Raw genomic sequence first — 16,862 nt, forward strand, 5'->3', positions numbered from 1 at the left:
TAAAAAAAGTTGACATTGTTTAGAAGTTGATGTATACTGATTCTGTCTTTGAAAGTGCGGGAATAGCTCAGTTGGTAGAGCGTCAGCCTTCCAAGCTGAATGTCGCCAGTTCGAACCTGGTTTCCCGCTCCAAAGACTATAAAAAATCCATGTCGCGGGATAGAGCAGCCTGGTAGCTCGTCGGGCTCATAACCCGAAGGTCGTAAGTTCAAATCTTGCTCCCGCCACCAAAAAAATTAAATAACCATAATATGTTGCGGGAATAGCTCAGTTGGTAGAGCGTCAGCCTTCCAAGCTGAATGTCGCCAGTTCGAACCTGGTTTCCCGCTCCAAAGACTATAAAAAATCCATGTCGCGGGATAGAGCAGCCTGGTAGCTCGTCGGGCTCATAACCCGAAGGTCGTAAGTTCAAATCTTGCTCCCGCCACCAAAAAAATTAAATAATCATAATATGTTGCGGGAATAGCTCAGTTGGTAGAGCGTCAGCCTTCCAAGCTGAATGTCGCCAGTTCGAACCTGGTTTCCCGCTCCAAAGACTACAAAAAATCCATGTCGCGGGATAGAGCAGCCTGGTAGCTCGTCGGGCTCATAACCCGAAGGTCGTAAGTTCAAATCTTGCTCCCGCCACCAATTAAAAATTCAAAACCAGCTGTTAACAGCTGGTTTTTTTATTTACTTTTTATATCTTTTCGGTTGTTTTCATCTGATAGTAATGATTTCCAAAGAGATCGATATTATTTAGAATTTTAAACCCCACCTTTTCATAGAGTGATCTTGCTGATTTTTTTTCTACATCTACAATAAGTCCACAAGGGTTAAATTTGTCGGTGACAAACTGCAGGAGAGACTTTCCTATTCCCTGTCCTTGATATCTATCCCCTACAGCGATACTATCTATATAATAAGAGTTCTTAATTCCCTCAATTGGAAAATCTACATCTATATTATATTCTTTGAAAAGTATAGCTCTCTGATTTTCTCCCAAACTTGTCTCTAAATTTTGATCGTAGACAATGACCATTCCCATAATAGTATTATTTTTTTCATAGACAAAACAATTTTCAAAACTTAATTTATTATATTCACTCTGAAATAAAAACTGGCACACCTCCCTTGCTTTGTTCCCTGTAAAAGACGGATCCATAGGTAGAAAGATCTCCCCTGCTGCACTCATAATGAGATCTACAACTTTATCCTCTTTTTTAGCTTTTCGAATATTATCTGCTTTCATAAAAACCCTCCAAATTTTTTATTTTTTAGCTTACAATTAAATATAGCACTTTTTTTTTGTTTTATTCTACTTTTTTATAAGGTATAATGTAAAATACATTATTGAGGGTGCATTTTAGGAGGAAATTTATGAAGATAAAAAATCAAAGTTTGTACGGACAAGATTCCGAGATAGAGGAAAAAATAGGAGATAGGTCCATAGATTCATTTATTAAGGTTAGAGGATGGATATTGATAATAGCTACCTTGGGGTTGGCAATATTCAGTCTTTTAAATATAGCCAGTGCAAGTTTTTATACCTCTATGAGGTTTTACAAGACAGAATATTTTTTTGTGAAAAGGCAGTTTTTATTTCTTTTAGCCGGGATAATCCCTTTATTTATGGGATTAGGGATCAACTATAGGTGGTATGAAAAAAAGCAGGCGATTAAACTGATAGTCATACTTACGTTTATCTTATTTGGGGTTGTCGCCATCGGAACAGCTTTTGGGATAAACTCTGTAGTTCCGATCATTAATGGAAGTAGACGTTGGATAGATTTTAAAATTATCAGGCTTCAGCCATCGGAACTGCTAAAAATTGCATATATTATCTTGATAGCCAAGGGGCTCAACGCCTGTAAGAAGAGGAAATATAAAGATATGGATGTAATATTGACTATATTTCCATTTGTAATGTTCTTTGTTCTATCTGTTTTTTTTCAAAGGGATCTGGGAACTGCTCTTCACTATATAGCGATCTCATTTATAATGATATTTTTTTCAGATATAGGGCTAAAACATATCTTTAAATTTATTGCTGTAATTGTTGTAATAGGAGTTACCTATGGTAGTTATGCATACTTTCTAGGAGATGATACGTCCTATAGAAACAGGAGGATAAGAGCCTATGTAAACGGTGTAGTCTATGATGATTATGACAATGGTGACGGGTATCAAATTAAACAATCTCTCATTGCTGTAGGAAACGGGGGACTTATTGGTAAGGGACTGGGGAATGGAACTCAAAAATACAGTTACCTTCCAGAGATACATACAGACTTTATTATGGCTTCAGTAGGAGAGGAATGGGGATTTGTAGGGGTTTCTGTAATGTTTTTAACCTATATAATTATCCTGCAGATTGGAATAACCATTGCAAAATCAACTAAAGATCATTTTGGTAAATATTTAGCTATTGGAATTACAGGTTATTTGTTCAGCCAGATAATAATGAATGTATATGTTGTTACAGGGCTTATGCCGGTTACAGGAATACCCCTGCCTCTTATGAGTTATGGGGGGACGTCTTTGTGGACGACCCTATTTTCTATTGGCGTACTTTATAATATTAACAAACACTCTTTGAAGGAGGGAACAAAAGATGCAGATAAAGAAGAAAGAGGTTCAGAATAAGATCTATCAGGGAGCTATGGAAGTTTTTAAAGAAAATGGATATAGGGGAGCAACTATGAAAGACATATCCAAAAAATCTAAAGTTCCTATCGGGAATATATATCGATATTATCAAAATAAAGAACTACTTTTTGATGAAATAGTATTTGAACTCTATTCAAGTCTTAAATATAATCATATCCACGAGAAATTAGAGAGAGTGTCTTCTGAGTGTGACCAAAGACCGAAAATTTTTTTAAACAACTATATAAACCTGGCTACTTCTAAGCCTATGGAATTTTCCATCCTCTTCGACTCCTCTTCGGGGACGAAATATGAGAATTTTTTAGAGGAACTGGTAGAGATCAGAGGAAGGAAATATTTGGAATATAAAAGGAAAAGTAGTGCTGAATATGGAAATGTTGATGAAGATTTCATTATGATCTTAATGAAATCAGCTATTACCAGTATCATTGATATATGTAAAAAATACAGTAACAATGAAAAATTATTGAGGAACTATTTGATTAAATTTGATTGTTTTTTTAGGAGTGGTATAAGTGATAAATTTAAAGAAGTCAGCTTTCATACAAAGAATTAGTTTGTTCTTTCTCTTCAGTTTGTCTTTATTTTCTACTCCTCTAAAAATAGGGGTGAGTTCGGATTTCAATGCTGAATTAGTGAATTTTATAATGAAACAGGATAAAACCCTGGATATAGAACTGGTCAGGTATGAAAATAATAAAAATTTAAATAGGGATCTTTTAGATGAAAAAATTGATATCAATATCTTTCAGACCTTAGATTATTTGAATTCATATAATGACTTAAACGATAGTTCTATTGAATCTATAGGAGAGACCTATACAGAGCCTATGGGAGTCTATTCCGATAAACACAACACTATCAAAAGTATGGTGGCAGGAGATATCATAGCTGTTCCCAATGATCCATCCAACAAAAAGAGATCGTTGATTTTTTTAGAGAAGATGGGACTTGTAAAACTGGATCATGGGAAACAAATTACAATAGACGGGATCCTTTCAAATCCATTTAAAATAGAGATTGTAGGTGTAGATGCTTCTATACTACCTAGGTTTTTAGAAGTTGCTGACTATGTGATCTTAAGCGGAGGGACAGCTTTTAGTGTAGGGTATACTCCAGAAATAGACTCATTGTTTTTAGAAAACTTCAATAAAAAATATATAAATATAATAGCTGCCAGGGAAGAAATGCTTGAAAATAAAAAAATTGTTCGATTTTCTAAACTGGTTCAAAGCAAAGAAACTAAATTATTTATTTTAGAAAAATATGGAAATAATGTAAGATTTTTTTAAAAGTTTTATAAAATAAAAAAATCCAATGTCAAGTAAGAAATTTTTTATGTTTTTTTATCTTTTTCAATCCCTTATTTATCAATCTTAAACCTAAATATATAAATTTTATATACCTCTATCTTGAAAAATGAATTAGACAGTTTCTACTATATGTGGTAATATTTTTATCGTAATCAACTAAATATAGTGGAGTGGTGTTTAATGAAAGTAGTTAAGAGAGACGGACAAAAAGTTAACTTTGATGCAAATAAGATAGTTTGTGCTATAAATAAGGCGGCTATTGCTTCTAAAGAAGATGTCAGCACAAAATTTGCATTGGAAGTTGTAAATAAAATCGTAGATTTAAATAAAGATTTAAAAGTAGAAGAGATACAAGATATTGTAGAAAAAGAATTGATGAAAACATATCCGGATATGGCTAAAAACTATATCTTATATAGAGATATGAGAAATATAGAGAGACACAAGAGAACGACTATAAAAAAATCTTTCGACGGTATAGTTACTGTGGAAAAAAATAATATAAACAATGAAAATGCAAATATGGCCGGGGATACGCCTGCTGGGCAAATGATGACATTTGCAAGTGAAACAACAAAGGATTATACACACAAGTATCTATTAAATCCTGAATATTCAAGTGCTCATATGGCTGGAGATATTCATATCCATGATTTAGATTACTATCCTACAAAAACTTCTACCTGTGTACAATATGATTTGAAAAAATTATTTTCAAATGGATTTAAGTCAAAACATGGAAAGATCCGTGAACCTAAATCTATCTCAACATATGCTACACTGGCAACTATAATATTCCAGACAAACCAAAATGAGCAGCATGGAGGACAGGCTATACCGGCATTTGATTTCTTCATGGCTCCAGGAGTATTGAAATCATTTAGAAGACATCTTAGATATAGATCATTGACATTTTTAGATGCAGACTATATTGAGAATAAAAATAAGGAATTAAAAGAGATTATAAATAACTCTATCACTACTATATCTGTTAGTGAGGATATTAAAAATATATTATCTGAAAAATTAGGTATGGATATGAAAACTGTGGAGAAATTAATTAAAATTGCCTATGCAGATACGAAGAATGAAACGCATCAGGCTATGGAAGGATTTATCCATAACTTAAATACTATGCATTCTAGAGGTGGAAACCAGGTAGTATTTAGTTCTATTAACTATGGTACTGATTTCTCTCCTGAGGGTAGAATGGTTATAGAGGAGTTATTCAAAGCTACTGAAGAGGGGTTAGGAGACTCTGAGACACCTGTATTCCCTATTCAAATATTCAAAGTGAAAACAGGAATATCTTTTTCTGAAAAAGACTTTGAATTAGCTGTAAATAACTGGGCAAAAGCATCTAAGGGAGAGTTAGAATTTGAAGCTCCTAACTTTGATCTTTTCATCAGAGCATGTGAAGTTACTTCAAAGAGATTGTTCCCTAACTTTGTATTCTTAGATACACCATTTAACTTCCATGAAAAGTGGGATATAAATGATCCTGACAGATACTTATATGAAGTAGCTACAATGGGATGTAGAACGAGAGTATTTGAAAATGTCAGAGGAGACAAGACTTCTATTGGTCGTGGAAATGTATCATTTACATCTATCAACATGCCTAGACTAGCTATAAAAGCTAGAAAGGAAGCTGTAGAAAGATTAGGAGCAGATTCATCAGAAGTTGAAACACTAGCAGTAGAGTTATTCCATAAAAATGTAAAGGAGATGTCTTACTTTGTAGCATCTCAATTAAAAGACAGATTTGAATTCCAAGGATCAGCAGTAGCCAGACAATTCCCATTCATGATGGAAAATGGTATCTGGGATGGGGGGCAAAACTTAGGTCCTAACGATGATGTTAGAGATACATTTGCTTCTGGAACATTAGGTATAGGATTTATCGGTGGGCACAATGCAATGATGGCTCTCTATGGTGAAGGTCATGGGAAGAACGATAAGGCATATAACACACTGTATAAGGCTGTATCGGATATGAAGGATATTGCGGCAGAAAAGAGTAAGGAACATAATTTAAACTTCTCAGCATTAGCAACTCCTGCTGAAGGGTTATCTGGAAGATTTACAAAGATAGACCGTGAGAAATTTGGAACTCTTGAAGGGGTAAATGACAGAGACTACTATATCAATTCATTCCATGTGGATGTTAAAGAAAATATGTCTTCTATGGAAAAAATAAAGAGGGAAGCTCCATTCCATGAACTTACTCGTGGTGGACATATTACATATATTGAACTAGATGGAGAAGCTAAGAAAAATGTTTTAGCTCTTATGAAGATAGTTCGTGCTATGCAAAAAGAGGGGATTGGATACGGTTCTATCAATCATCCTGTAGACAGATGTAGATCATGTGGACACAAGGGGATCATAGAGTGTACTTGTCCTGTATGTGGAAGTAAGGAAATATCTAGAACTAGAAGGATCACAGGTTACTTAACTGGAGATTTAGATGGTTGGAACTCATATAAACAGGCTGAAGAGCAAGACAGAGTAAAACATAACTAAGACCCTCTTCCTTCTTATGGTCTCTTCCAGATCGATGAATATTAGAAATAACTTATAGATAAAAAGTGATTTCTAAATATCGAGGTAGAAACCAAAGCAGAGAATGAGAGTATAAATACTATTGTAAAGAGGGAATTTTAATAATTCCCTCTTTAGTTTAGACTAACTCTTCCTTCTGGGTTTCTCGATTCACGAGTATTAAAATAATATATTTTAAATGTAGCTAGAAGTGAAAGCAATTTAAAAACAACAACAAGGAAAGAGTTAAACTATTTGAAAAAAAGGGATGAAACGATGAAAATAATAAAAATATTTAAAGAAACAATTTCCGACGGATTCGGATTTAGATACTCCATATACTTCTCTGGCTGCACCCACTACTGTGAAGGGTGTCATAACCATGAAACGTGGAAGGGTGACATAGGAAGGGCCTTAGACAAGGAATATATGGATGAAATAGTAGAAGAGATAAATTCTAACTATATGTTAGACGGGATAACCCTCTCTGGAGGAGATCCATTTTTTAATCCGGAAGAACTTTTAGAATTCCTAAAGGAGATAAAAGTCAGGACCCATAAAAATATATGGTCTTATACTGGATATACCTTTGAAACTCTATTAGAAGATCCTACTATGAGGGAGTGTCTGGACTATATAGATGTATTGGTGGATGGTAAATTTCAAAAAGCTGACTATGATCCGGATCTATATTTTAGAGGGAGCAGTAACCAGAGAATTATAGACATAAAGGAAAGTCTCGAGAATGATCAAATAATTACCTTAGAATTTTAAAAAAAACACCTATTACAGGTGTTTTTTTTGTATATTTCCATTGTAACCAGTCATATGTTATAATATCTCTATATTTATCAATGACTTTATAGCGTTGAGCAGGAGGAAAGGGTATGAAAAGAAGTAAAAGAGTTATCCTTCACTACGATATGGACGCATTTTATGCATCTATAGAGATAAGGGATCAGCCCAATCTTCGTGGTAAACCTGTAATTGTAGGAACCAGTGTTATAACTACTTGTAATTATGAAGCCAGGAAATACGGGTTACATTCTGCAATGAGTGTTACAAAGGCTAGGGGACTATGTCCCTATGGAGTATACCTGAAAGTTGATAAAGAGAAGTACAGCAGAGTTTCCAAACAGATAAAAAACTTGGTTTTAAGACTGACCAACAAGGTAGAATTTATAGCTTTGGATGAAGGGTTTGTAGATATTACAGAGATTATAAAAAAGTATCCGTCCTATGAAGTATTCGCTGAAAAATTTCAAAGGGGTATATTAAAAAATACAGGATTGACATGTTCTATCGGAATAGGGTATAACAAACTCAGTGCAAAATTAGCCAGTGATGCTAAAAAACCCGGAGGAGTTACATTTATCAGAAATGTAGATGAATTCGCTGATTTTATGTCAGATAAGGGGATAAAACTTATACCAGGAGTAGGGAAGAAAACCCAGGAAATCTTAGGTCGGAAAAATATTACACAAGTATCTGATGTTTTAAAGATGTCACTGCAGGAACTCAGGAGTATATTGGGATATAACAGAGGTGAGATGATATATGAATATTGCAGGGGAATTGACAATAGGAAGGTGTCTATAGAATCTAAAACACACTCTATCAGCAATGAGAGAACTTATTCGGCTCCTTTAGAAGATAGGGAGTTTATATGGAATGAATTTTTAAGTCTCTTGGTAAAAACCCATAAAAGGTTGAAACAGCAGAAATATCATACAAAAACTCTAACTTTAAAGGTAAGGTATTTTGACAGGAAGATCATAACCAGATCTAAAAGTATCTATATGTCCACTCAAAATATAGAAATTTTAAAAAAAATATTATCTGAGCTATTTGAGGAGATTAATTTAGAGGATAAAATTAAATTACTAGGGGTAAATCTAGGGAACTTGAGTGAAAATAAGGAATATCAATTGTCTTTCAAAGACGTTGGGGAGATAAAAAAGGAAAGAAAAATACAAGAATTAAAAGATAAAATTAATAATTTTAAGAATTAAGATATTTTAATTTCATGAATAATATTGTATAAATAATATTAAGGATAAAATAAGTATAAATATATATAATTTTAGGAGGAATAAAATGAAAAAACTTGCAAATGACTTTATCAACTTTTCCCACTCTTCAAAATCTGTATTTCACGCAGTAAAAAATACTGCTGATATATTGATAGACAATGGTTACAAAGAGATCTCAGAATCTGAAAAATGGAATCTAGAGGTCAATGGGAAATATTTCTTCAAAAAAAATCATTCTTCATTGATTGCATTTTCTATTGGAAATGGAAAGTTAAATGAATGTGGATTTAAAATATCAGGGAACCATACAGATTCTCCAGGATTTAGAATAAAACCTAATCCAGAGATGGTAGGAGATTCATACCTTAGATTGAATACAGAGGTATATGGCGGGCCTATTTTGAATACATGGTTAGACAGACCTCTAAGCATTGCAGGAAGGGTAGTTATGAAATCAGAGAATGTATTCAAACCTGAAACAGTCTTAGTAAATATAGATAAGCCGTGTCTTATCATTCCTAACCTTGCAATCCACCAAAATAGAGAGGTGAATAAAGGAGTTGAATTGAACAAACAAAATGATACTCTGCCTATCTTAACATTGGTAAATAAGCAGTTAGAAAAAGAAAACTTCCTTTTAAAAATAATTGCCGAGGAAAATAATATTGATATAGCTGACATTTTGGATTTTGACTTGTATCTGTATGAATTTGAAAAGGGAAGCCTTGTAGGATTAAATGAGGAGATGATCTCTGCTGCCAAGATAGATAATTTAGGAGCACTCTATGTCGGTTTAGATGCTTTTATTGAAGCTAAGGACTTTAATGGGGTAAATATATTAGCTTGTTTTGACAACGAAGAGGTAGGAAGCAGTACAAAGCAGGGTGCAGACTCAAATATGCTGTTAAATACTCTGGACAGGATATCTTTATCTTTAGGACTGGATAGGGAGGAATTCTTCTGTGCATTATCAAATTCATTTATGCTTTCTGTAGACGGGGCCCATGCAGTTCATCCGGCTCAGAATCAAAAGACAGACCCAATGATAAGACCTAAGATGAATCATGGTGTGGCATTAAAAGTTACAGCCAATCAATCTTATACTTCAGATGCACATTCACTGGCTGTAGTAAAACAAATATTAGAACCTAATGGGATTCCGTATCAATATTTTGTAAATAGATCAGATACACCAGGAGGGTCTACAATAGGACCGATTTCTTCTACACATCTAGATATAAATGCTGTAGATTTAGGATTAGCAATGATTGGAATGCATTCCGTACGTGAACTATGTGGTGTAGAAGATCTTATGAATTTAAAAAAGTTACTTAAAAATTATTATTCCCTTTAAAATAAATATTTGGTTTGTTGAGGGTATACAGAGGAGTGAAAGAATGAAAATATTATTAGTAGAAGATGAAAAACAGATATCGGATTACATAAGCAAGGGACTATTAGAAGCGGGGTACGATGTAGACACTGTAGATAATGGAGAGGATGCTATAAGCTATGCTACAAATTATGACTATAGTTTAATATTACTTGATATTATGATCCCTAAAAAGAGTGGAATAGAAGTAGTTAAATATCTGAAAAAACAAAAAGATAGTACTCATATAATTCTTATATCAGCAAAGGATCAAATTCAGGATAAAGTTGTGGGACTAGATGCAGGAGCAGACGATTATTTAGTAAAACCATTCGCTTTTTCTGAGCTGTTAGCTAGAATAAGAGCTATATTCAGAAGAAATAGTGAGGGGAATGACAATATTTTAACAGCCCAAAACCTGAAGATGGACTTAGTAAAGAGAATTGTTTCTAGAGATGATCAGGTAATAGAGCTGACAACCAGGGAGTTCAATCTGTTGGAATATTTTATAGAAAATAAAAATACTGTTTTAACTCGTATGATGATCACAGAAAAAGTATGGAATATCAACTTTATCTCTGATACAAATGTAGTGGATGTATATATAAATCATTTAAGAAAAAAAATTGATAAGGCTTTTGATAAAAAATTAATCCATACTGTTAGAGGAGTGGGGTATATATTAAAAGATTAACTAAATTTAAAAAAAATAATTTAATATTTGTAACTTTGGTTAAGAGTAGTGTCCGAAACTTTATTGCCTTGGGTATTATTTTTACAGGAGTCTTCTTCTTAACTTCAAGTCTATTCAAGAACTATGTAGATAAAGAGCTAGCTACTGAAGCTGCAGTATTTCAATACCTTCTAAAGGAGGAAGGGGTAATCTTTGAAGCAAATACCATGATAGATTACCTGGATCTTCTCCCTGTACGTTTAGATATGGTAGTAATAGATGCAGAAGCTAAAAAACCTGTATATGTGGAAATAAGCGATGATTCATTTCTTTTCAGTAATTCAAAGGCTTTGACGAAGCTTATAAAAAATGTAGATCTGAAGAAAAATTTATATGCCACAGTTGAAAATAAAAGGCTCCTGATAGGGCGTTTTACCAATGGAGAAAAACCATATATCTATGCCCTTATAAGAGATATCTCAGATGTAAAGCTCTATCTTTCGTGGCTGACCATAACCTTTGCTATAATCATTCTTTTAGCTATAGTTTGGAACTATTATAATACTAATAATATAGTTGATACCCTTTTGGTGGGGATAGATGAGATAACAAAGTCGACTAATGACATTAAAGTTAAAAATTTATCTGAGAGAATTGAGACTACATCTACAAATAAAAGTATAGCAAATTTGATATTTACACTGAACTCTATGCTAGACAGGGTGGAAAATAGTTTCATTCAGATAAGTGAATTTACAGACAATGTCAGTCATGAATTGAAGACACCTATAATGTCTATAAGGAGTATGATAGAAGTGGAGCTCAGTAATGAGAGGACTATAGAAGAATACCAGGAGGATTTAGGAAAAGTACTGGATGAAGTCAACTGGTTAAATAGTATTATTCAGAAATTATTGATCTTTACTAAAAATCCAGAAGCATTGGAGGAGCATTTCAGACCTGTAAATGTTGAAAAGGTGACTATGGAATTATGTGAATTTATGGAGGGTCTCACTTTAGAAAAAAAAATAACACTAAAGTGTGCCTTAAAAGACCACGAGAGGAAAGTTTTAGGGGATGAATCACTCCTACGGGATATATTTTTAAATATAATCTCTAATGCTATTAAATATAATAAGGATGGAGGAGAGATAAAAGTTACCTCCTTTACGACTCAGGATAAAATTGCAATTCGAATTTCAGATACAGGAATTGGAATTAAAGAGAATAATTTAAAGAAGATAACAGAAAGATTTTTTAGGGAAGATAAGGTTAGAACTACTAAAAAATCTGGTTCAGGACTGGGCCTATCCATTGTATCACATTTAGTAAAAGTGCATAAAGGAACTTTAGAAATTGAAAGTACCGAAGGAGTAGGAAGTTCATTTACGGTATATCTGCCGATACGGCATATTTGCCGAAATTTAAATAAAATATGAGATTAACTATAAAAAAAGAGGTTTCCTGTATCTTACAGGGAACCTCTTTTTTTATAGTTATATTGAGTGATAGATAGACAAGTAGTGAAGGGTGGTCCCTGCAATGACAAAGAAATGCCATATAACATGGGTATATTTAACTTTTTTCATAGAGTAGAAGATTGCTCCTACAGAATAGGAAACCCCTCCGACTATGAGTAATATAAGTGATACAGAATTTAAACTGCTCCTTAGGTTTCCGAAAACAAAAACTATCATCCATCCCATAAATAGATAGATCAGAGTGGACAGTAATTGAAACTTACCTGCAAATTTAACTTTAAATAAAACTCCTAAACTGGTTAAAGTCCATTGGATAACCAAGATTACCCAGCCTGTAATTCCTCCTAATATCAATAAAAATGGAGTATATGATCCGGATATAAGGACATAGATAGCTGAATGATCTAATATTTTGAAAATTTTTCTATATTTTCCCATGGGAAGGATATGATATATTCCCGACATAAGATATAAAAATATGGCTGAAAGGCCGAAGATACTAAAGCCTATAATCTGCTTTACTCCTCCCTCTTTTACAGCATGGATAATTAAAAAAGCCAGTCCGCTGATTGCCATCCCGGCTCCTAACAGATGAGTTATGGAACTCATATATTCTTCTAATTTTGAATATGGATTAATAACTTTCATTTTTCCTCCTTTAACACTTCAAAATAACACTTGTTTTTTATATCTATATTGTAACACATATAGGAGTTTAATTCTTGTATTATTAATTTAATTTTAATGTAAAGGAGATCACTTTAAATTCATCCTTTAATAAGTGATTTTAAGAATAGGCTGGATTAAAAGAAAAAATAAGATATGAATAAAATTATGTTATAATGCTAAGTATATTAGAGCAATAAAAGGAGGAGATTTATGAAAGCAGCATTTTTTGATATTGATGGAACTATATACAGAGATTCTCTTTTAACAGAGCATTTTAAAAGGTTGATAAAGTATGAATTAATAGATCCTAGACAGTGGGAAAATAAGGTCAAAGATCTGTATACCCAATGGGACATGAGGGAAGGAGGCTACGATGCATATTTATTAGGGCTGGTAGACAGCTATGTAGAAGCTATCCAAAATATAACAGTGGAGCAAAATGAGTTTGTAGCCAACCAGGTAATGGATGTAAAAGCAGGAAGAGTGTATAAATATACCAGAGACAGAATAAAATGGCATAAAGCCCAAGGACATAAAGTTATATTTATCTCTGGAAGTCCGGAATTTTTAGTATCCAAGATGGCAAAGAAATACGGTGCAGACGATCACTGCGGTACTATCTATCACTATGACGGGGAAAGGTTTACCGGTGAAACTACACCTATGTGGGATTCTGTCAGCAAACAAAGAGCTATCGATGAATTTGTAGAAAAATATGATATACATTTAGATGAATCTTATGCTTATGGAGATACCAATGGTGACCTGACTATGATGAAGTCGGTAGGACACCCTATTACAATCAACCCGGCTAAGGGTCTTTTAAAGAATATTCAGAAGAACGAAAGTTTAAAGGAAAAAATTCAAATCATAGTAGAAAGAAAGGATGTTATCTATAAACTTAATTCAGATGTAGATATATATGAGTGCTCATTTATTGAGGAATGGGAAGAGGAATAAAAAAAATTAGGAGAAAGATGTGAAGATGAAAGAAAAAGTAGATCTGTTTACAGAATTTAATATAAAGGGAATAACTCTGAAAAACAGAGTAGTTTTACCGCCTATGGTAAGGTTCAGCCTCATTGGTAAGGATGGACATATCACCGATGAATTGGTGAAATGGTATGAGAATATTGCTTTGGGAGGAGTCGGAATGATCATCCTGGAAGCCTGCTGTGTTGCCCAAGATGGTAAATTAAGGGATAATCAAATTGGAATATGGGACGATACCTTTATAGAAGGATTGACTAAGATAGCAGATATCTGCCGAAAACACAAAACTCCTACCCTTATCCAGCTCCACCATGCTGGTTTTAAGGAGGAGATAGCTACTGTACCTGAGAAAAAATTAGATGAGATCTTAGAGGAGTTTATTGCAGCTTTTCATAGGGCAAAAAAATGTGGATTTGACGGAATAGAGATCCATGGAGCACATACCTATCTTATATCCCAGCTACATTCTAAACTTTGGAATAAAAGAAAAGATAAATATGGTGACAGGCTGTATTTTACACGTGAACTGATAAGGAGAACAAAGGATATCTTTGATGACAACTTTATTCTAGGGATCAGAATAGGTGGGAATGAGCCTACCTTAGAAGAGGGAATCTATATTGCAAAAGAGGTTGAAGCAGCAGGGGTGGATCTGATCCATGTATCCAGCGGTGTCCCTGATCCTAGTTTTAAACAGGACAGAAAGATAGATATGCCGTCAGAATTTCCTCTGGACTGGGTAGTATATCTGGGAGTAGAGATAAAAAAACACGTTAAAATACCTGTAATAGCTGTAAGAGCTATAAAAAAAGAGGTAGAAGCCAGCTATCTGATTGAAAATAATCTAGTGGATCTAGTTGCCATTGGAAGAGCCATGATATCTAGACCTCACTGGATCTCTTGGGCTAAGAAAAAATATAGGTTTAGGAAAAACACAGGCGGGAAACTCTTATAAATTCAGTTTAACAGTAAAAAAATAGGAGAAATAATATGGATGAATTTTATAATGCACTTATTGAATATTTAAATGTAAGCGGATATTATCAAAGGATTTTTGTTGTAGGAATAATAATGGTGCTGACTTTAATAATAGCTATTATTATGCACTATATTACAAATTATATAATAAAAAACCATTTGATTAAATTGATTGAAAAAAGTGAGACTAAGTGGGATGACTTTTTAATAGAGAACAATGTTTTCAAATATTTAAATGCTTTAGTGCCGTTAATTGTTTTTCAGATTATGATAAAGAAACTAAATTTCTTTAAAACTTTCTTTGAAAAAACTCTAGATATAGGAATGGTAATAATATTTACCCTTATTGCAAATGGGATTTTGTCGGTATTTAGTGATATCTATAGTACATACAGTATCTCTAAAAGGCGACCTATCAAGAGTTATCTCCAGGTTATGAGCTTATTTTTAGTGATTGTAGCTGCAACAATATCTGTGGGGATAGTTATGGATAAATCCCCTCTTAAAATTTTAAGCGGGATAGGTGCAATGACAGCTGTAATTATGCTGATATTCAAAGATGCTATCCTGGGATTTGTTGCCAGTATTCAACTGGCGGCTAATAATATGGTCGGGATAGGAGACTGGATTGAGATGCCAAACCAGCTGGCTGACGGAGATGTAATAGAGATCAATTTAACCAATGTAAAGGTCCAAAATTTTGATAAGACTATTACAACTATTCCTAGTTACGCCCTTGTGAGCAATTCATTTCGAAACTGGAAGGGGATGCAGTCTACAGGAAGCAGGAGGATAAAAAGATCGATATTTTTAGACAGTAACAGTGTAAAGTTTTTATCTTCAGAGGAAGTTAAAGAGTATAAAAAAATTGATCTTTTAAAGGAATATATTGAAAGAAAGGAAAAGGAGATAGGGAATTCCAATAGAGGTAAAAATGTTATGTTTTCTCCTATTAACGGTAGAAGGCTTACAAATATTGGAATATTCAGGGCTTATGTTGAACTATATCTAAAAAATAGTCCCTATATCAATCAAAATTTGACCCTGTTAGTCAGACAGCAGGAACCTACATTTCAAGGGATCCCCCTTGAGATATACTGCTTTGCCAAAACAATTGTGTGGCAGGAATATGAAGGGATTCAATCGGATCTCTTTGAACATCTAATACCAACAATCCATGAATTTGATCTGGCAGTATTTCAAAATCCTACTGGGAATGATCTGAGGTTGTTAAGAAAATAAGAGGCTGAGGCCTCTTTTTTTCTTAATCTGAGAAATTATAAAAATTTCGATTATACTTAACTAGATGGAACATCAAGTGCCTTTTTTTTAGAAAAAATAATTTCTTTAAGTAAAAACTGTAGTATACTGGAAGTGAAAAAAATTGTTTTATAATTATATATAAATTAAACTAACTTAAGTAATAAAGGAGAAGATGTATGAAGAGTGAAAAAGAAAAGATGTTGGACGGGGAATTATATTTTTCCGGAGATCAAAACCTTATGGATGACAGGCTCATGGCAAGGATGTTAATTTCTGAGTATAATTCTACCAAACCCATAGAGGAGGAGGAAAGAAAAGAAATTCTGAAAAGATTGGTTGTTGCCAAGGGAGATATAAAAATAGAACCACCATTTTATTGTGACTATGGATATAATATAGAGGTTGGAGAAAATTTTTATGCCAATTTTTCATGCACTATATTGGATGTGAACAGAGTAATCATCGGTGACAATGTGATGTTTGGACCAAATGTCCAAGTGTATACAGCAACTCATCCCTTAGATGCTGAGGAGAGGATAAAAGGACTGGAATCTTCTAAACCTATCGCAATAGGTAACAATGTATGGATTGGTGGAGGAGCTGTAATTCTACCAGGGGTAACCATTGGGAATAATACCACTATAGGAGCAGGAAGTGTTGTAACCAAAGATATTCCGGGAAATGTCTTTGCCGGGGGAAATCCTTGTAAGATTATAAAAAAATTATAAAGTTTATTGATGAATTTCCAGATTGCTGATATGAATAGTAAAAATCTTAGGGAGAAAATTTCTCCCTTTTTTTGTTCATAAAGAGAGGATGTAGTTTTATTTTAGAAGATATGATAAGATGATTTTGAGTAAAATATCATCTTATTTCTAAAAAGACCGATAATTA

15 protein-coding genes and 6 tRNA genes are annotated in these 16,862 nt (G+C 33.5%); 19 read left to right on the top strand and 2 right to left on the bottom strand.

What is annotated here, in order from left to right:
• Nucleotides 1-56: 56 nt before the first annotated feature.
• From NRK67_03585 to NRK67_03610, 6 genes are all read left to right on the top strand, one after another.
• Nucleotides 57-132, top strand: a tRNA-Gly gene (locus NRK67_03585).
• A gap of 21 nt (nt 133-153) precedes the next feature.
• Nucleotides 154-230, top strand: a tRNA-Met gene (locus tag NRK67_03590).
• A gap of 26 nt (nt 231-256) precedes the next feature.
• Nucleotides 257-332, top strand: a tRNA-Gly gene (locus tag NRK67_03595).
• A 21-nt stretch (nt 333-353) separates the two neighbouring features.
• Nucleotides 354-430, top strand: a tRNA-Met gene (locus NRK67_03600).
• Nucleotides 431-456: 26 nt separating this feature from the next.
• Nucleotides 457-532 (top strand) — tRNA-Gly (locus NRK67_03605).
• 21 nt (nt 533-553) lie between these two features.
• Nucleotides 554-630, top strand: a tRNA-Met gene (locus NRK67_03610).
• A gap of 49 nt (nt 631-679) precedes the next feature.
• Here NRK67_03610 and NRK67_03615 read toward each other — a convergent pair.
• Nucleotides 680-1,231, bottom strand: coding sequence for a GNAT family N-acetyltransferase (locus NRK67_03615; GenBank protein UUV17003.1), 552 nt, complete (start codon nt 1,229-1,231; stop codon nt 680-682).
• Nucleotides 1,232-1,359: 128 nt separating this feature from the next.
• On the opposite strand from NRK67_03615, the gene NRK67_03620 reads away from it, so the two are divergent.
• The 9 genes from NRK67_03620 to NRK67_03660 all read left to right on the top strand — a co-directional run bounded on the left by NRK67_03620 (nt 1,360) and on the right by NRK67_03660 (nt 12,023).
• Nucleotides 1,360-2,625: a rod shape-determining protein RodA gene (locus NRK67_03620; GenBank protein UUV17004.1), complete on the top strand. Its 1,266-nt coding sequence runs from the start codon at nt 1,360-1,362 to the stop codon at nt 2,623-2,625.
• The gene (locus tag NRK67_03625) at nt 2,594-3,205 is read left to right on the top strand and encodes a TetR/AcrR family transcriptional regulator (protein UUV17005.1); all 612 of its coding nucleotides are present in this window, start codon (nt 2,594-2,596) and stop codon (nt 3,203-3,205) included. Before NRK67_03620 ends, NRK67_03625 begins: the two co-directional genes overlap by 32 nt.
• Before the next feature lie 52 nt (nt 3,206-3,257).
• Nucleotides 3,258-3,941 carry a MetQ/NlpA family ABC transporter substrate-binding protein gene (locus NRK67_03630; protein UUV17759.1) on the top strand — a complete coding sequence of 228 codons (684 nt, stop codon included), beginning with the start codon at nt 3,258-3,260 and terminating at the stop codon, nt 3,939-3,941.
• 201 nt (nt 3,942-4,142) lie between these two features.
• A complete protein-coding gene (locus tag NRK67_03635; protein ID UUV17006.1) occupies nt 4,143-6,488 on the top strand; it encodes an anaerobic ribonucleoside triphosphate reductase in 2,346 nt (781 codons plus the stop codon).
• Between the two features lie 294 nt (nt 6,489-6,782).
• The gene (gene nrdG / locus NRK67_03640; GenBank protein UUV17007.1) at nt 6,783-7,280 is read left to right on the top strand and encodes an anaerobic ribonucleoside-triphosphate reductase activating protein; all 498 of its coding nucleotides are present in this window, start codon (nt 6,783-6,785) and stop codon (nt 7,278-7,280) included.
• 113 nt (nt 7,281-7,393) lie between these two features.
• Nucleotides 7,394-8,518, top strand: coding sequence for a DNA polymerase IV (gene dinB, locus NRK67_03645; protein UUV17008.1), 1,125 nt, complete (start codon nt 7,394-7,396; stop codon nt 8,516-8,518).
• An 85-nt stretch (nt 8,519-8,603) separates the two neighbouring features.
• Entirely contained in the window at nt 8,604-9,893 is a 1,290-nt protein-coding gene (locus tag NRK67_03650; protein ID UUV17009.1) for a M18 family aminopeptidase, read from the top strand.
• 43 nt (nt 9,894-9,936) lie between these two features.
• Nucleotides 9,937-10,605 carry a response regulator transcription factor gene (locus tag NRK67_03655; protein UUV17010.1) on the top strand — a complete coding sequence of 223 codons (669 nt, stop codon included), beginning with the start codon at nt 9,937-9,939 and terminating at the stop codon, nt 10,603-10,605.
• Nucleotides 10,606-10,640: 35 nt separating this feature from the next.
• Nucleotides 10,641-12,023 (top strand): HAMP domain-containing histidine kinase, encoded by a 1,383-nt coding sequence (locus NRK67_03660; GenBank protein ID UUV17011.1) that lies wholly within the window; start codon nt 10,641-10,643, stop codon nt 12,021-12,023.
• Nucleotides 12,024-12,080: 57 nt separating this feature from the next.
• On the opposite strand, the gene NRK67_03665 is transcribed toward NRK67_03660, so the two are convergent.
• Nucleotides 12,081-12,713, bottom strand: a complete 633-nt coding sequence (locus tag NRK67_03665) for a hemolysin III family protein (protein UUV17012.1) — start codon at nt 12,711-12,713, stop codon at nt 12,081-12,083.
• Nucleotides 12,714-12,944: 231 nt separating this feature from the next.
• Between NRK67_03665 and NRK67_03670 the strand changes: the two genes are divergently transcribed.
• The 4 genes from NRK67_03670 to NRK67_03685 all read left to right on the top strand — a co-directional run bounded on the left by NRK67_03670 (nt 12,945) and on the right by NRK67_03685 (nt 16,696).
• The gene (locus tag NRK67_03670) at nt 12,945-13,694 is read left to right on the top strand and encodes an HAD-IB family hydrolase (protein ID UUV17013.1); all 750 of its coding nucleotides are present in this window, start codon (nt 12,945-12,947) and stop codon (nt 13,692-13,694) included.
• Nucleotides 13,695-13,719: 25 nt separating this feature from the next.
• Entirely contained in the window at nt 13,720-14,682 is a 963-nt protein-coding gene (locus tag NRK67_03675; protein ID UUV17760.1) for an NADH:flavin oxidoreductase, read from the top strand.
• Nucleotides 14,683-14,717: 35 nt separating this feature from the next.
• Nucleotides 14,718-15,947 carry a mechanosensitive ion channel family protein gene (locus tag NRK67_03680; GenBank protein UUV17014.1) on the top strand — a complete coding sequence of 410 codons (1,230 nt, stop codon included), beginning with the start codon at nt 14,718-14,720 and terminating at the stop codon, nt 15,945-15,947.
• 197 nt (nt 15,948-16,144) lie between these two features.
• Nucleotides 16,145-16,696 carry a sugar O-acetyltransferase gene (locus NRK67_03685; protein UUV17015.1) on the top strand — a complete coding sequence of 184 codons (552 nt, stop codon included), beginning with the start codon at nt 16,145-16,147 and terminating at the stop codon, nt 16,694-16,696.
• Nucleotides 16,697-16,862 lie beyond the last annotated feature (166 nt).

The organism is Fusobacteria bacterium ZRK30, from assembly GCA_024628785.1.
Lineage (GTDB): Bacteria > Fusobacteriota > Fusobacteriia > Fusobacteriales > Fusobacteriaceae > Psychrilyobacter.

Bases quoted from the DNA above. Each gene is read 5' to 3' on its own strand.
- NRK67_03615 (UUV17003.1), bottom strand. From the start codon at position 1,231: ATGAAAGCAGATAATATTCGAAAAGCTAAAAAAGAGGATAAAGTTGTA.
- NRK67_03620 (UUV17004.1), top strand. From the start codon at position 1,360: ATGAAGATAAAAAATCAAAGTTTGTACGGACAAGATTCCGAGATAGAG.
- NRK67_03625 (UUV17005.1), top strand. From the start codon at position 2,594: ATGCAGATAAAGAAGAAAGAGGTTCAGAATAAGATCTATCAGGGAGCT.
- NRK67_03635 (UUV17006.1), top strand. From the start codon at position 4,143: ATGAAAGTAGTTAAGAGAGACGGACAAAAAGTTAACTTTGATGCAAAT.
- nrdG (UUV17007.1), top strand. From the start codon at position 6,783: ATGAAAATAATAAAAATATTTAAAGAAACAATTTCCGACGGATTCGGA.
- dinB (UUV17008.1), top strand. From the start codon at position 7,394: ATGAAAAGAAGTAAAAGAGTTATCCTTCACTACGATATGGACGCATTT.
- NRK67_03650 (UUV17009.1), top strand. From the start codon at position 8,604: ATGAAAAAACTTGCAAATGACTTTATCAACTTTTCCCACTCTTCAAAA.
- NRK67_03655 (UUV17010.1), top strand. From the start codon at position 9,937: ATGAAAATATTATTAGTAGAAGATGAAAAACAGATATCGGATTACATA.
- NRK67_03665 (UUV17012.1), bottom strand. From the start codon at position 12,713: ATGAAAGTTATTAATCCATATTCAAAATTAGAAGAATATATGAGTTCC.
- NRK67_03670 (UUV17013.1), top strand. From the start codon at position 12,945: ATGAAAGCAGCATTTTTTGATATTGATGGAACTATATACAGAGATTCT.
- NRK67_03675 (UUV17760.1), top strand. From the start codon at position 13,720: ATGAAAGAAAAAGTAGATCTGTTTACAGAATTTAATATAAAGGGAATA.
- NRK67_03680 (UUV17014.1), top strand. From the start codon at position 14,718: ATGGATGAATTTTATAATGCACTTATTGAATATTTAAATGTAAGCGGA.
- NRK67_03685 (UUV17015.1), top strand. From the start codon at position 16,145: ATGAAGAGTGAAAAAGAAAAGATGTTGGACGGGGAATTATATTTTTCC.